The organism is Candidatus Nitrosopumilus sp. bin_6a (assembly GCF_054095695.1).
In genome coordinates this window covers 82,461-97,562 of record NZ_JBSWSR010000008.1, presented here as the reverse complement: position 1 = coordinate 97,562, position 15,102 = coordinate 82,461, and the positions used below count along the sequence as shown (strand labels likewise).

The following is a 15,102-nucleotide window of genomic DNA, read 5'->3' as shown; positions in this document are numbered from 1 at the left end:
AGAAACTGGAAATGAAACAGATGATGCAAGAGTTACTGCCATTATCAGTTGAAGAAAAGACTGAGAAACTACGTCAATACGTCAATTCTCTTTAGATTTTACAATTACCATTAGCAATTTTGTTTGGCCTTTACCTTTCTGAATATCTCCTCTAGTTTTAACATCTTGTAGGCCAGCTCTAGCTTCTTTCCTGTAACATAGCATAGTGAATTTGATAGTTTAACGACCTTATCGATATCCTCTTCCTTCTTGATCAAGGTCTCAAGTAATCGGATAATTCTGTTTAATCGCCTACCATCAATGTCCAATTCTTTCCATTTTTCAGCCATTTTACGCACAACTCCTCTTACCCATACGGTCTATTGCTCGTTTTATTGCAATGCTGATTTCTTTAACAATATCAGGTTCATCCATCCTCTGATAGTATATCTCGTCATACGGCATTATGGCACTCCTTACATCTACAAGTTTTAATTTCTGATTCTCCTTCTTCATCAACCCACCAAATTTCCTTCTTGTGTTCATTATGATATCCCTCTTTGCAACCATTACAGATTGGGTCTTCTACATTCCATAGATGCCATGAATTCATACTAGGCCATCAACTTCCTTTCCAGGTTTTAGAATTGTTCTGTCTTTGTGGAATATACTGTTACAAGTAGTACACATCATTACATTTGGAATGTTGCACTCTTTTGGTCCATGAAAACATGAACATGATGGACAGTTGATTATACTTGGTATGTATGTCAAACTGGCCTTACTCCTTTTACTAGTGTGAACTTTGTATTCTTTCTAGATTTTGGAACAATTAACGGACTGTTTCTTTTGATAAAGTTGCCTTCATGTTTGTAAGAGTAATCCCCTAGTGTTCCAATGTTGAATGGTAGTGCAGTTAGTATCATAGATAACAATGGATTCTCTTTAGGTATCTTTGTAAATTCGTGTGCTATCCCTTGTTCATCATGTCTAATCCAGTTTAGATTCTCTAATGTTGCTTGTAGAGTTTCATTTGAGAATATGTCTTGAAGATTCATCTCTGTCTTACCGCCCTCTTTGTCTGTGTTAGTTTTTTGAGAAGGTTGTTTTGCTCAACTAGTAATGCTTCAATGTTTTTCTCACGTCTTGCTTTTTCTTCAATTGCATCTCGTACTCTGTTTCGTAAGATAGTCTCACCTTGTTCTACTGCATCCTTTGCATGTTCTTGTATAGAAGACTCTGGATACTCTCCAATCTTTCCCATTCTGTATGTTCTAGTGTGAGTTTCTGGACCACAATTTGGACAATCTAGCTTAGAGTCGTAGGTCTGTTGACACTTGCCACATACTGTCACTGATAGTAGTGGCCTAATCACACCATCTTTTCTTGGGCTACATAGTGAGCACTCCCAGTCATCAGGATCTGGAATTTCACCAGATACCTCGTAGTGGCCACACTTTTGACATATTATTGTGTTATCTGGCAATTCTAAGATATTCCATTCAATGCGTTTTGGATTGCTGTACGCTTATCGCTTAGATTTTTTGCATTAATTGTAGTGTATGTACTTGCATCGAGGTTGATTTGACGTAGTACTCCCCCAAGTCTAGAGACATAGAATCCAGTAATATCCTCATCGGCATCACCTGGACTTTCTAGAAATCCTTGTGTTGTGTTTGGGTCGTTATCCTGTACCATTATTGTTCGTCTCCCTCATCTACAATCTTTGGTTCTTTAACACGATTGAGTTCTGTTTTGAATTTAGCTCTGCCAATTCTGAATTTGTATGCTTGAATTTCTTTATAGTGTTCCACCTACTCTAATTAATTGACCGTCTGCAACTTTTTCTAAAAATGATGAGTACGATTCAATTCCTTTTTTTGTTTTGAGTTTTTCCCGTACATCTTTGTGTACTGGAATTTCTACCATCCGTTCTGTCATGTACGGTCTACCCAAATATGGAATATAAGAAACGGTAATTTCATTTCTTAAACAACCTCGCTTTTGATTCGCTTGTTCTATTGTATCTAGGTCGTAACCTTGTTAAGTTTTTACAACAATAACAACGTGCACATTCTATCGTAATATATTTTTCACATTTACGACAATACTTTTGTCCATTGTCATATCCTTTGATTTGTTGAGATGGTTCTCTATCACACAGACCTTTACATAGACTGCTCAACTCAAACTCTCCTGTTGAATTATTTTTCTGACTTTCATCAGAGTTGCATTTCTTGTAAATTCCTTATGCGAGGTATTCTTTTCAAATTTTATTTCCCAGTGATGTTGATGAAGTAATGGTTTAGACCGATTAATCCATGACTTTAGCTGTGCTGAACTCTTGGGATAGTTTCTTGATTTCTTGTCAATCCCTTCACTTACGGCATATGATTCGAGTAGATTGAACCATTTACCGTTCTGATATGTCATTTCTGTCGCATTTTGGCCTTCAAAGGTGTCTTCTAGGAAGGAAATTATGCAATTGTTCTCATTTAGTAGGTCTGAATTGTGCTCCAACTTTGCAGAATAGTTCTTGAGAAATACACCCTCATCATGTCCTAGTGCTCTACTGATACATTCTCCCCATACTGCAAACTCTGCCATTCCAGGAATTGTTTTGGTATCTTCTATCACAATGTCAAAATATTGTATGGCCTCAGATAGTACAAAGAATATCTGACCGTATAGGTCTGGAAGTATCTCTTTGAATCTATCCATCACTTGTGAACGTGTTAGTTTTTCATCTGTTGGTATTCTTTCTGTAAAGTAATGTATTGAACGTCTAGCTAAATCACTGTGTTCAATATTTACAGATATACCATTGAGTACAATCTTTCTCTGAAACTTTAAGACAATTTCGTCTGCATCAGAATAGTTTTGTCTCTTAGAATAACTTGCACCGGTAACAGCTTTGCATAATGAATCGGATTGTTCCCCTGTAATGTCAGATAGATTGTCAAAGACTGCCATGTAGTTATTTGCAAATCTAACGTTAAGGTCATCATCGTTTCGTCCAAACTGTCCTAACTGTTCATCTAATTCAGTTCCACTAGGATCAACTAACATTTTGATTAGTGCACTTCTGTCACTCTTTGCAGAATCTTCCTGGCCAATGATTACAACAATTGGTGTTGGTACATGAGCTAAGAACTCACAAATGAGATGTTCTTTGAATATTGATTCGTTATCCATTCTAACTAATTTTGTAAACTCATCTAGTGGATTTCCTGTATACTCAAAATTTGGTTCAGGTATTCTGCTTTGTGATTTACTTCTTGCAAATATTGGAGTGTCATTTCCATGTGGAACAATACTTGTTTCATTCTCTGTAATTTTTACAAGATTCCAATCAGGACTAGCTAAGTCGATGTAGATTGATTTGTTATCACTGAAAATTCTTTTGCTGATTGGTGTTGGCTCTATATCTTTAGAAAAACTAGATTTGTCTCTGATCAGAGATATTACATTCTCATACATCTCATGGCCATGAAATTTCTCACATGTCTCATAATATCTCACCTTTAGCCACGAAATGGCACTATCTGAATTGAGATTGATTGATTCTTTGTGGCCGTCTACCTCTACTATCCCATAGAATTGAGATGAATCTGTGCTGGAGACAAATACCTGTTTGATGTTCTTTTCTGCAAATTCTAGTAGTTTGGTCTTATCATCGGTGGATTCCCTTAATTCTGAATCATGATTTGGTGGGGTGTAGGAGTCCTCTACATCAATATCGTGGCCTAAATCGTTGCAAATGTCTAATTCTTCAGGTTCACGAGTTTGCTCACAATTAAAGCAATAATGACTTCTATCCAATTTTAGATGTCTCCACTAGTTTTGTGATTCTTTCTTTGAGGTTGACAAGTAATCTCCTTTTTTCAAAAATTAAAGATTTGATTTCCTCTTTGGTATAGTTATCAATGTCCATACAGTATCGTACGGAAAATATCTTAAGAGAACTAATTTTCTAAAAACAAATTATTCTAGACCATATATTCAACATGGAACTAATAATCTCCCTACTTCTGGTAGGTAATTGGAACTAATATTTTGCGCCATTCTGGCGCTAATAGAACTTCCCTACATTGGAACTAGGGGGAACTAATAATGTCTCGCGGTTACCCCGACATAGGGAACTAATAATTTCTCGACTTGATGTCGACATGTGGAACTAATTTTATTTCGACTTCTGGTCGAATTGGTGAAACTAATACTCATCAACATATTCATTCTCCTTAACATAATATAAGGACAAACATTTTTGCTTAAAAATCTATTAGAATTTTTTAGAGAATTATTATCCTCACCAAAATCATACCTAAAGTGAGGATGGTGACCCTAGTGAGGCAATTGTTCTATGATAGTGTCATCTCATTAATTCTAATTTCTTGATTTCTGATTCTGTTTGTTCCTTTAACTTGTGAAGATTTTGTAGTTCCTGGATTGCTTTTTGCATCTTTAGGTTCTGCAATTCTAATTGTTCTACCTTGTCTGTCTGCTCTACAACCTCAACGGATTCATAAATCATCAAACTATTCTCTGCTCGTAGGTATTTCTCTGCAAGCTTGTCTTTGTTTCTGATGTATTGTTTGAGGTATCCCTTGTGACCAATGAAACCATGTGCAAATTCTTCGCCATATACCTCTGCTAATTGAGTTGCACAGTAAGCCCTTAGTGAGTGCATATTCTTCTTGTGTCTACCATTAGATTCGTATCTGTCAGTGAATCCTAGTTTGTCACGTACTCGAATCCAACATACTTCTTCATTGACTACGGATCTTCGTTTGCTATCGTTTACACCAAAAACTCGGTCATCATCATCAAGTTCACTCATTATTCTCTCAAGGAATGGTTTAGTTTCTCGTGTAACGAATGAAATCCTACCCTTCTTTGTTTTTGTGTATGTTGCAGGGATTGTAAGAGTAACGGGATTTGTAGTGATGTCTATGTCTCTTTTACGTAACTGAACGGCCTCACCAATTCGTAATCCAGAATCCTTTAGAGTCATGTAGAGTGCTTTTCTTTTTGGCATTGCATTGTCTACAAATTGTCTTATCTCTGCTTTGGTAAATGGTTCTGGGTCTTCATCTATCTTCTTTGGTAGTCTTACCATTCGTCTAAACTTTCTTTCAGAGAACTCTAGGTGGCCAAATTCTTCAAAATATTGTCTTAACACATGAATTGTTTTCTTGATTGATGAAGGATTATGTTTTTTGACTGTTGTAGTGTAGTGATTTCGTTTAACTATGATTTCAGGATGATCTTCTAGTAACCATATTACAAAATTATTACAAATCATGAACAATCTATCATAATTTCCATCTTTTTTGATAGCAGATTCAAGATTTCTTACTACTACATCTCCGTCTTCTTTGTATGATGCTTCACAGAATCTATCAAAGAGATTAAGTGAAGATTGTGTACCGAGTTGTGTTTTTTCTGCACCTCGTGTGTTGATGAACTGTTCTCTTGTTATTCTTGTATCTAGGTAACTCATGTTACTTTTTCATGGTTTTTCGTTAATAAGAAACGGGAAAGTATAAGATTTTGAATAAAGTAATCGGTTAATTATTAAGAACTTAAAACAATGCCAAATCTATTGAAAAGTTCCGTTTGGCATCCAAACACTCAGATGAAAGAATGGGAGTCTTTTGATAAAATTACTAACGGTAAAGGAATATGGCTAATAGACTCCGATGGGAATAAGATGATAGATGCCGTTGCATCAATGTGGTGTAACGTATGGGGACATTCAAATCCACAACTAATCAAAGCGATATCAGATCAAAGTAAAAAACTCCAGCATTCATCACAATTTAATCTGACAACAGAGCCTGCAGAAAAACTAGCAGGCAGTCTTGTAAAAACATCACCAGGTATGCACAAGGTGTTTTATTCAGACAACGGCTCATCTGCAATGGAAATTGCAATCAAAATGGCATTACAGTATTGGAAAAATATTGGAAATAAAAAGAAAACAGAAATCGCCACATTAGAAAATGGATACCATGGGGATACTTTTGGGGCAATGTCTGTAGGATATGTTCCAGAATTTTTTGGTAAATTTAAAAAACAGTTATTTACAACAATACAATTCCCAGTTCCTAACAAATATCGTATGCCAAAGGGATTAACCATAAATGATTACCAAAATTTTTGTTTGGATAAGATTGAGAAAAGATTTTCAAAAAAAGACAACATTGCAGCGTTTGTGATGGAGAGTGGTGCACAGGTTGCAGGGGGAGTTGTAATTTATCCTAAAGGATTTCAGAAAAAAATTAGTCAAATATGTAAAAAATATGATGTGTTGTTTGTTCTGGATGAAATTGCAACAGGATTTGGAAGATTAGGATCAATGCTACAGTACGAAGAACAAAAAAGTATTCCAGACATTGTAGCATATGGAAAAATGCTGACAGGCGGATATTTGACAATGGCTGCAACACTAGCAAATAAAAAAATATACAATTCATTTTTAGGAGAATTTAATGATTGGAAACATCTCTTTCATGGTCATACATATACAGGAAATCCAATTGCAGCCGCAGTAGCAAATCAAAATCTCAAAATGTACAAGAAAAATAATTTAATCAAAAAAATTCAAAAAACATCTAAAACTTTTAAAAAATTCTACAGTGAAATTTTAGAAATAGACATTGTAGGAGACATTAGACACAAAGGTATGCTCATGGGAATTGAAATAGTCAAAGACAAATCAAAAAAAATACCCATATCTCCTAAACAATCAATCAATAAAATATTCTTTGAAGAAGGAAAAAAGAACGGAATCTATCTTAGAACGTTAGGAAACATAGTCATGATTGTTCCCCCATTAGCAATAACTGAATCAGAATTGAATTTACTCCTGAAAAGAACAATACTGACAATAAAATCCGCAAAATCAAAGGTAGTTTGACTGTTAACCCCCACATCAACCAAGGTTAACCATTCCATTATTGTTATAAATGGAATAATAGTAATCAAAATAATGAATACTCTGGAATTTATCAAAGAGTGCCAAGAAAAGGTATTTTCTGGAAACCACATATCATCAGAAGATGCTAAAAAATTATTAGATATTCCAGAAGAAAATCTAAAAGATTTAGCAAAATGCGCAAATGAGATTACTCGAGATTTTAACGGAGATAAAGTGGACGTTGAGCAATTAAACAACATTAAAAAAAATGCATGTAGTGAAGACTGTACATTTTGTGGACAATCTGCATTTTTTGATACAGGAATAGAGTCATATCAATTACCAACTCCAGAAGAAGTTGTTATCAAAGCACAAAAAGCTAAAGATGAAGGTGCAGAATCATATTGCCTGGTTGCGGCATGGAGAGAACCATCTCCTACAAACTTTCAAAAAGTGTGTAAAATCATTGCAGAGATTAACAACAAGGTAGGAATTAGTGTAGAGTGCAGTTTAGGATTCCTGACACTAGAACAAGCAAAAAAACTAAAAGAACTCAGAGTAAAAAGATACAACCATAATTTAGAAACTGCAAAATCAAAGTTTTCTGAAATTTGTACTACGCACACATATGAAGATAGATTAAAGACGATAAGAATTGCCAGAGAAGCAGGATTAGAATTATGTACTGGCGGAATAATTGGTCTTGGAGAAACACGAGAGCAAAGACTAGAGTTAGCATTAGAGCTAGCTAGACTATATCCGGAAGAAGTTACCATCAACATCTTAGTTCCAGTTCCAGGAACGCCATTAGAATTGCAAGTTGACTTACCAAATTCTGAAATCGTCAGAATGTTTTCTGTGATCAGATTTCTATTACCTGAATCAGTGATCAAAATTTCTGGAGGTCGTGAAACAAATCTGGATGATTCTGGCGAAGAATTACTTCAAAGTGGAGCAAATGGAATCATTACAGCAGGGTATCTCACCATGAATGGAAATGAGGCTGAAAAAGACCTTAAAATGATTGAGCGAATTGGCCTTAAAGCATAAACTGAACTTTGTTGATTCAGAATTAGAAATTCTTAAAAAAAATAATCTTTACAGAAAAATGAAATATGGAATTTCCAAAGGTTCCAAAATAACTATCAATAATAAACAATTGATTAACCTATCTTCAAACGATTACTTGGGGATTCCAACAACGAAAATTCAAATCAATCAATTACAATCAAGTTCAAGATTAATTTCAGGAAATGATGATTCTTATAAAAAGATGGAAGAAGTACTTGCAAAACACAAATCACAAGAAAGTAGTTTAATCTATCCTACAGGGTATATGGCAAATCTTGGAGCAATTTCAACTATTGTGAAAAAAGGAGATTTGATTCTAAGCGATGAGTTAAACCATGCAAGTATAATAGAGTCATGCAAATTATCAGATGCAAAAGTTTCAATCTACAAACATAACGACATGGAAGATTTGAACAAAAAAATGAAAGAGAAAGGAAAAAACAAGTTTGTAATAACTGAAGGTATTTTCAGTATGGATGGCGATTTGTCATCATTAAAACAAATTACAGAGATTGCAGAAAAATCAAAAGCAATAACAATAGTAGATGATGCACATGGGGATTTTGTGATAGGTAAAGATGGTAAAGGGACTCCTGAATATTTCAAAATTGCAAAACAAATTGATTTGTACATAAGCAGTTTAAGCAAAGGGTTAGGATCATTTGGAGGATACATCGCATCTCAAAGAAACGTCGTTGATTTGTGCATAAACAAATCAAAATCTTTCATCTACACATCAGCATTGCCTTCCTTTTTGATAGAATATTCGCTCAAGAAATTTCAATCCAACAGAGAAAAACAAAAGAAAATACTCGAAAAAAATACAAAACAACTCACAAAAGGCCTTAAAGAAATTGGATATGAAATAAACTCTCACTCTCAAATAATTCCCATTATAATAGGAAATGAAAAAAAAGCCATGGAATTTGGCAAATTTTTGTTCGATAATGGAGTCCATGCACAGCCAATTAGATACCCAACAGTCCCAAAGAACAAAGCTAGGCTAAGAGTATCAGTGACTGCATGGTTATCAAGTGCAGATATTGAGAAAGCATTGAGTATTTTTGAAAAGGGGCATCTAAAATTTTATGATTAACGCATAGCATCAAAGCCACCAATTGCAGGTGAACCTATTATTACTGCAAATGCAACTATGATGCCCAAAACAATTCCAACAATAATGAATCGCTTATTCATGTTAAAAATAAGGACACCCTAGTTAAAAATGGATTGAATCAAGATGTGGAATAATCCTTTAAAAGAAAAATTGTAAAGGGGAGATATGACTGAGATTACCATACTAGTGGCAGTACTTGCAGGCCTTGGTTCTTTTGTTGCGCCATGTATCTTACCTATGATCCCAGCATTTCTTGCATACATATCAGGAACTACTTTAACAGAATTAAGTTCCAAAAACGGTACGGTTCTACACATTAACAGAGTGAACATTATTCTAAATACAATATTTTTTGTTTTAGGTTTTTCAATCGTATTCTCAATATTAGGAGTAATTATCAACAGTGTTCTTTCAATCACTGCAGGAGAATTTATTGAAAGTCTTAACACGATAGGGGGAATTATCATTGTAGCGTTTGGTATATTTTTGCTACTTTCTACAAAAATTAATTCATTGAACATAGAGAAAAAATTCTTTCCAAAAAATTCAAAGTCTAGTTATCCAATGTCATTTGTTTTTGGTTTATCATTTGCTGCAGGATGGACTCCATGTGTAGGTCCAATTCTAGGAACAATTCTCACTTTGGCTGCAACGACACCATCTATTTCATTTAGTTTACTACTTGCATATTCTTTAGGACTAGGAATTCCATTTATCGTAATAGGTATTTTCTTCTCAAGAGCAACAGGAATCATTCGTTCAATGTCTAGACATTTGAAATATTACAACGTGATATTAGGCTCATTTATCATCATTTTGGGAATTCTAGTATTTACAAATCAACTTGCTTATATTGCAAATTTTCCACTTCTTAACAAATTGGTGCTACTAGGATGATACTATGAATTCAGAAATTAAGACAGGTTTGATTTTTGGGTTAATAATTGCTGCAGGATTAGTCATGGTAGGAATGATTTTTTCATCATTTGATCAAAAAGTAGAGTCATCTACAGTCTTCGAGGGCATTAACTCTCTTTCTAGTATTGACAAGTCTAAATTCAAAAAGGCTCCAGAATTAGTCGGAATTGCAAATTATCTAAACATTAGACAAGATGAGTTAAACAAAGAAATGAAAGGAAAAGTTGTCTTGTATGACATTTGGACATACAGTTGCATCAACTGTATCAGAACATTGCCATACATTACTGCATGGAATGACAAATATTCTGATCAAGGATTGTTAATTATAGGAATACATTCACCTGAATTTGAATTTGAAAAAGATCCTGAAAATGTAAAAATGGCAATTGAAAAATATGGAATTACTTATCCTGTTGTAATGGATAATGATATGAAAACTTGGAAAGCTTTTGAAAATAAATATTGGCCAAGAAAATATATCGCAGACCATGAAGGATTTCTAAGATATGACCACATTGGAGAAGGCAGATATCAAGAGACAGAGAAAGTTATTCAGCAATTACTAGAAGAAAGAGCTATGGCAACAGGGATTGATCTAAAATCAAAATCATCCCTTGTAGACATTGAAGAATTTCAACACTCTATATTCAGAACACCAGAATTGTATTTTGGATATAAATTTGCACAAAACAGAAATCAACTAGGAAGTGAAGAAGGATTTCAACCAGGGAAAACTGTTTCATATTCTGAACCAGACAACACAGAATTACACAAATTCTATCCTGTAGGATTATGGAAGAATTATGAAGACGGTATGAAATTAGCATCAGATGTAGGATCTATCAAATTGTTATACAATGCAAAAGAAGTGAACATAGTAACTGAAAATAATGCAGAATTGGAAATATTTCTAGACGGTATTCCGCTACCTAAAGAATATTCAGGAAATGACATCATGAAAGATAATTTTATCAAAGTGACAGATGCAGGTTTGTACAACATCATATCTAGTAATTCTAGTACATCTCATTTGTTAGAGATTAATGTTAAAGGGAAAGATTTCCAGATATTCACGTTTACCTTTGGATAGTGTAACTATACCATGCTGTAACTCCAGTTACACCATCTAGGGTTACAAATCTCTTTAAAAGAAAAAATTCAACTATATTTTGGATTAAAGTATGATTAGTAACTCTTGGAACAAAACTGACGGCATAAGCATATCTCAGAAAGTAATGGGAAAAGTAAGGCCTGACGAACCATTAAAAAATAAGATTGATCTAGCGCAAAAAAAATTACAATTTCAGATTTCAAAATTAGAAGTAATTAATGAAAAATTACAGAAAAAACATGACGTAATTTTTGAAAAAATTGTTAATGCACAAAGAAATAACAAGCCAAGCTATGCACAAGCATATGCAGGAGAATTAACTCAAGTTAGAAAAATGAAGAACATGGTTAGTGGAGCAAAACTATCCATGGAACAAGTTAAACTTAGACTAGACACAGTTTCAGAATTAGGAGACGTAGTAGTTACACTCAGTCCATGCATGTCAATCATTAAGGGGTTAAGTCCATCATTGAGTGGAATTATGCCAGAAGCAAATGCATCAATGCAAGATTTGTCACAAATTCTCGGGGATGTAATGTCTGGATCCTCAGTAGGTATTGGAGATAGTATGAGTATGGCTCCAGAAACAAATGCAGACACATTAGCAATTCTAGAAGAAGCACACAGTGTCATTGCAGGACAAACAAAATCTTCAATCCCAGATGTTCCAGATTCACTCAAACGTCAAATTGTTGAGAAAAAGACAGATATCTTCATCTAGAATGTCATTCTGTAAATAAAAATAAAAGAAAACAATCACTTTGATTTCTTTTTACTTTTTTGAATCAAAATTTTTTTGATTCTAGATATTGTAGGATAGCTATATCCACGTCTACGATAATTTGCAATCATCATTTTCCAATTTTTTAATCTCCACTGAGCTTGCTCAGTAGTAACTGAATGTACTTCTTTTTGAATAATGCTTTTTCTTCCAACCTTTAGTGTACCTGCATCTTTTGCAGACCATCTGTTTTTTGCAAATTTCAGACCGGTAAGAATTTCTTCCATAGGCATTTCCTTGAAATATTCTTTTAATTTTTTTAATTCAATATCTGTGGGTGTTTTAGATACAGATAATTCAATAGTAGGTTTTGCCATAATGATCCATCCATACCATACTTTAAGAGAATCCCGCTAAAGGAGAATTAACAAAACATGATCATTTTTCGTCATGTTTGTAATGTCACAAACATTTAATGTAAAATAACAGCCATTAAAACAATGAAAGAAATTGTATTGAGTTTAATGTTGCTATCCCTAATTCCTGTTGCATTTGGACAAGAATATCCTGAATTAGGAGTAAAAGTTGAGGTTGTATATGATAATTTAACAATTCCTTGGAGTATAGATTGGTTACCTGATGGAACCATATTATTTACAGAAAGAAATGGGAATCTTAGAATTATTCAACATGGCATATTGTTAGAACAACCTATTCTGTCATTAAATGTGGGAGGAATAGAAGGAGGAATGTTAGGAGTCACAGTTGACCCAAAATATTCTGAAAATAATTACATTTACTTGTATTACACTTATAGTGAATTTTTAACAACAACAAACAAACTTGTTCGTTATCAATACTCAGATGGAATACTGATTGAGGACAAAATATTGATGGATGGAATACCCGGTGGTCCTTTTCATGATGGAGGAAGAATTCAGTTTGGTCCTGATGGAAAACTTTACGTTACAACCGGAGAAGCAGGCAATCCAGATTTATCACAAGATTTGAATTCACTTGGAGGAAAAATTTTAAGGATTAATTCAGATGGAACAATTCCCAATGACAACCCATGGAAAAATTCTCCAATCTATTCTATAGGACATAGAAATCCTCAAGGAATCGATTGGGATGATTCAGGAAATCTGATTGCTACAGAACATGGACCATTAGGTTGGAGAGGAGTTGCTCATGATGAAGTAAATCAAATAATTCCAGGCAAAAATTATGGATGGCCAGACGTTATTGGAGATGAAAAAAAAGAACATCTTCAAAGTCCAATTCTACATTCCGGAGAAGATACATGGGCACCATCAGGTTCTGAATTCTACTATGGGGATAAAATTCCACAATGGGAAGGAAAATATTTTGTTGCAACATTACGTGGAAACCATCTTCATATGATTGATTTTGATTTAGAAAATAATATAGTAATATCACATGAAAAATTGTTTCAAGATGAATTTGGAAGATTAAGAGATGTTCAGACAGGTCCAGATGGGTTTTTGTATATTCTTACTAGCAATCAAGACGGTAGAGGAATTCCCAAAGTAGGAGACGATAAAATTCTAAGAATTGTTCCTTTAGATTATAATGATACATCTAAAAATAATACATTAGATGAATCAAGTACAATAGATTTTCAAGAGACTAGAGCATATGTTGAAGAAATTTATGTATATGCAGGATTGAGTTTATTTTCCATACTAATTGGTTTTTTCATATACACAAAATTGAAGAATAAAAAATAGTGATCAGTAGTTTAAAAATTACTTTAAAGGAAATCTATTTTTAACAATTAATTGGAATATTGGAATTTTTACAGATCGTCATATACATACCAAAACCAAGAATAATTGCAGCAAATGTTGCCAATGGAACTAGTAGAAAAAAATTGGTTTTGCGACCCATGTCATTATCAAGTTGAATTACCTATAAAATTGTGACAGTGTTATTCGATAATAATGGTAAAAATGCCAATAGTTTTTGGATCTTGTAATTGAGTCACCATATTACGAGGTAACAGGTCTGATGCCTTGTCACATTCTATAGCAAGCGTTCTTGGACAAATAAAATCACTTTTTCTAATAACAATGTCTTCAGTATGAGTTAAAATAAGATCAGGGTGTCCTTTTCCTTCAACAACAAAGTCATCATTACCTACTTTGATTGAAAAAATTACTTTAGATTCAGGGTTTTTGAGTTTATTTTTCAATTCTTCAGGTAAATCCGCACAGCTAGACTTTGCATTTACACCAATTATACAATCACCTCTAGGAGTCAAATGAGAGTCTTTTGTGATTTCTATAGTTTTTTGATGATTAGAACGAATGTTTTCATGTCCAGAAAATTCAATTTCAAATTTCATAAATCCGTAAGAAATTCAGTTTCAAATTAAGGTTTGATTTGAAATCGAATCATCTACATAGGCTCCGATCAAAGCAACGAAGGTTCTGAATTGTGGGCATGGTTTAAATTGAATAATCAAAGCATTGCAATCAAATGCTTCCTGCACAACAAGGTTACGACAGAGCTATTACCGTATTCTCACCAGACGGCAGATTATACCAAGTAGAATACGCCATTGAAACAGTAAGAAGAGGAACAATAGCTGTTGGAATAAAATGTAAAGACGGAATTATAATTGCAGTTGAAGAGAAACCTAGAAAATTACAAATTTCAGATACAGCTCAAAAGATTTTTCAAATTGATGATCATGTAGGAGTTGCAGCTGCAGGATATATCCCAGATGCAAGAAGTCAAGTAGATAATGCAAGATTCTTTTCACAAAGTAACAAAATGATTTACGATGAACCTGTAGAAGTTGAAACAATAGCTAAACATTTAGCTGATCAATGTCAACAATATACACAGTATGCAGGTGTAAGACCTTATGGTGTTGCATTGATTCTTGGAGGCGTAGTAAACAATACACCTCAATTGTATCTAACTGATCCTAGTGGAACATACATCTCATATGATGCAATAGCAATTGGTTCTGGATCTGATCAAGTAACTGACTTTTTAGAAAAAACATACAAAGAAGATCTTTCACTTGATGATGCTTCAGCATTAGCTTCTGCAGGAATTTATCTTTCAAGTGAAGATAAAGATGGAACAAGTCATATCAGGATGGCACATATCAAAAAAGAAACTGGATTGTATGAATTGGTTTCAGAAGAGCAGATTACAAAATACGCCAATGTTGCCAAAGAGAAATATCCACACGAACAAAAATAATTATCCATAATACCTGTGAG

General features: G+C 33.9%; 19 protein-coding genes. 8 read left to right on the top strand and 11 right to left on the bottom strand.

The genetic code is table 11. The annotated features are described in order from the left end of the window. Positions 1-110: 110 nt before the first annotated feature. The 9 genes from ACW9XA_RS09080 to ACW9XA_RS09040 all read right to left on the bottom strand — a co-directional run bounded on the left by ACW9XA_RS09080 (position 111) and on the right by ACW9XA_RS09040 (position 5,482). Entirely contained in the window at positions 111-329 is a 219-nt protein-coding gene (locus ACW9XA_RS09080) for a hypothetical protein (RefSeq protein WP_457764011.1), read from the bottom strand. A gap of 1 nt (position 330) precedes the next feature. Then, a complete protein-coding gene (locus ACW9XA_RS09075) occupies positions 331-549 on the bottom strand; it encodes a hypothetical protein (RefSeq protein WP_457764010.1) in 219 nt (72 codons plus the stop codon). Positions 550-588: 39 nt separating this feature from the next. Continuing rightward, positions 589-753, bottom strand: a complete 165-nt coding sequence (locus ACW9XA_RS09070; protein ID WP_457764009.1) for a hypothetical protein — start codon at positions 751-753, stop codon at positions 589-591. After that, positions 750-1,037, bottom strand: a complete 288-nt coding sequence (locus tag ACW9XA_RS09065) for a hypothetical protein (protein WP_457764008.1) — start codon at positions 1,035-1,037, stop codon at positions 750-752. Before ACW9XA_RS09065 ends, ACW9XA_RS09070 begins: the two co-directional genes overlap by 4 nt. Next, on the bottom strand, positions 1,034-1,465 hold the full coding sequence (locus ACW9XA_RS09060; RefSeq protein WP_457764007.1) for a hypothetical protein: 432 nt from the start codon (positions 1,463-1,465) through the stop codon (positions 1,034-1,036). The genes ACW9XA_RS09065 and ACW9XA_RS09060 overlap by 4 nt, the downstream gene beginning before the upstream one ends. 2 nt (positions 1,466-1,467) lie before the next feature. Further along, the gene (locus tag ACW9XA_RS09055; RefSeq protein WP_457764006.1) at positions 1,468-1,677 is read right to left on the bottom strand and encodes a hypothetical protein; all 210 of its coding nucleotides are present in this window, start codon (positions 1,675-1,677) and stop codon (positions 1,468-1,470) included. Positions 1,678-1,779: 102 nt separating this feature from the next. After that, the gene (locus ACW9XA_RS09050; protein ID WP_457764005.1) at positions 1,780-1,920 is read right to left on the bottom strand and encodes a hypothetical protein; all 141 of its coding nucleotides are present in this window, start codon (positions 1,918-1,920) and stop codon (positions 1,780-1,782) included. A gap of 240 nt (positions 1,921-2,160) precedes the next feature. Beyond that, entirely contained in the window at positions 2,161-3,801 is a 1,641-nt protein-coding gene (locus ACW9XA_RS09045; protein ID WP_457764004.1) for a hypothetical protein, read from the bottom strand. A 550-nt stretch (positions 3,802-4,351) separates the two neighbouring features. After that, positions 4,352-5,482, bottom strand: coding sequence for a tyrosine-type recombinase/integrase (locus ACW9XA_RS09040; RefSeq protein WP_457764003.1), 1,131 nt, complete (start codon positions 5,480-5,482; stop codon positions 4,352-4,354). Positions 5,483-5,584: 102 nt separating this feature from the next. Here ACW9XA_RS09040 and bioA point away from each other — a divergent pair, with 102 nt between their 5' ends. From bioA to ACW9XA_RS09010, 6 genes are all read left to right on the top strand, one after another. Further along, on the top strand, positions 5,585-6,901 hold the full coding sequence (bioA, locus tag ACW9XA_RS09035) for an adenosylmethionine--8-amino-7-oxononanoate transaminase (RefSeq protein WP_457764002.1): 1,317 nt from the start codon (positions 5,585-5,587) through the stop codon (positions 6,899-6,901). 72 nt (positions 6,902-6,973) lie between these two features. After that, a complete protein-coding gene (bioB, locus tag ACW9XA_RS09030; RefSeq protein ID WP_457764001.1) occupies positions 6,974-7,951 on the top strand; it encodes a biotin synthase BioB in 978 nt (325 codons plus the stop codon). Beyond that, positions 7,926-9,068, top strand: coding sequence for an aminotransferase class I/II-fold pyridoxal phosphate-dependent enzyme (locus tag ACW9XA_RS09025; RefSeq protein WP_457764000.1), 1,143 nt, complete (start codon positions 7,926-7,928; stop codon positions 9,066-9,068). The genes bioB and ACW9XA_RS09025 overlap by 26 nt, the downstream gene beginning before the upstream one ends. Before the next feature lie 186 nt (positions 9,069-9,254). After that, complete coding sequence (locus ACW9XA_RS09020) at positions 9,255-9,986, top strand: cytochrome c biogenesis CcdA family protein (protein WP_457763999.1); 732 nt, start codon at positions 9,255-9,257, stop codon at positions 9,984-9,986. Positions 9,987-9,990: 4 nt separating this feature from the next. Continuing rightward, the gene (locus tag ACW9XA_RS09015) at positions 9,991-11,100 is read left to right on the top strand and encodes a redoxin domain-containing protein (RefSeq protein WP_457763998.1); all 1,110 of its coding nucleotides are present in this window, start codon (positions 9,991-9,993) and stop codon (positions 11,098-11,100) included. 91 nt (positions 11,101-11,191) lie between these two features. Then, positions 11,192-11,842: a Snf7 family protein gene (locus ACW9XA_RS09010; protein WP_457763997.1), complete on the top strand. Its 651-nt coding sequence runs from the start codon at positions 11,192-11,194 to the stop codon at positions 11,840-11,842. Positions 11,843-11,877: 35 nt separating this feature from the next. Here ACW9XA_RS09010 and ACW9XA_RS09005 read toward each other — a convergent pair whose 3' ends face one another. Continuing rightward, positions 11,878-12,219: a hypothetical protein gene (locus ACW9XA_RS09005; protein WP_457763996.1), complete on the bottom strand. Its 342-nt coding sequence runs from the start codon at positions 12,217-12,219 to the stop codon at positions 11,878-11,880. A gap of 123 nt (positions 12,220-12,342) precedes the next feature. Between ACW9XA_RS09005 and ACW9XA_RS09000 the strand changes: the two genes are divergently transcribed. Continuing rightward, on the top strand, positions 12,343-13,593 hold the full coding sequence (locus ACW9XA_RS09000; RefSeq protein WP_457763995.1) for a PQQ-dependent sugar dehydrogenase: 1,251 nt from the start codon (positions 12,343-12,345) through the stop codon (positions 13,591-13,593). A gap of 200 nt (positions 13,594-13,793) precedes the next feature. Here the strand turns inward: ACW9XA_RS09000 and ACW9XA_RS08995 are convergent, their stop codons facing one another. After that, on the bottom strand, positions 13,794-14,210 hold the full coding sequence (locus ACW9XA_RS08995) for a DUF371 domain-containing protein (RefSeq protein ID WP_457763994.1): 417 nt from the start codon (positions 14,208-14,210) through the stop codon (positions 13,794-13,796). A gap of 134 nt (positions 14,211-14,344) precedes the next feature. Here ACW9XA_RS08995 and psmA point away from each other — a divergent pair, with 134 nt between their 5' ends. Next, positions 14,345-15,082: an archaeal proteasome endopeptidase complex subunit alpha gene (gene psmA / locus ACW9XA_RS08990; protein ID WP_300322795.1), complete on the top strand. Its 738-nt coding sequence runs from the start codon at positions 14,345-14,347 to the stop codon at positions 15,080-15,082. Positions 15,083-15,102 lie beyond the last annotated feature (20 nt).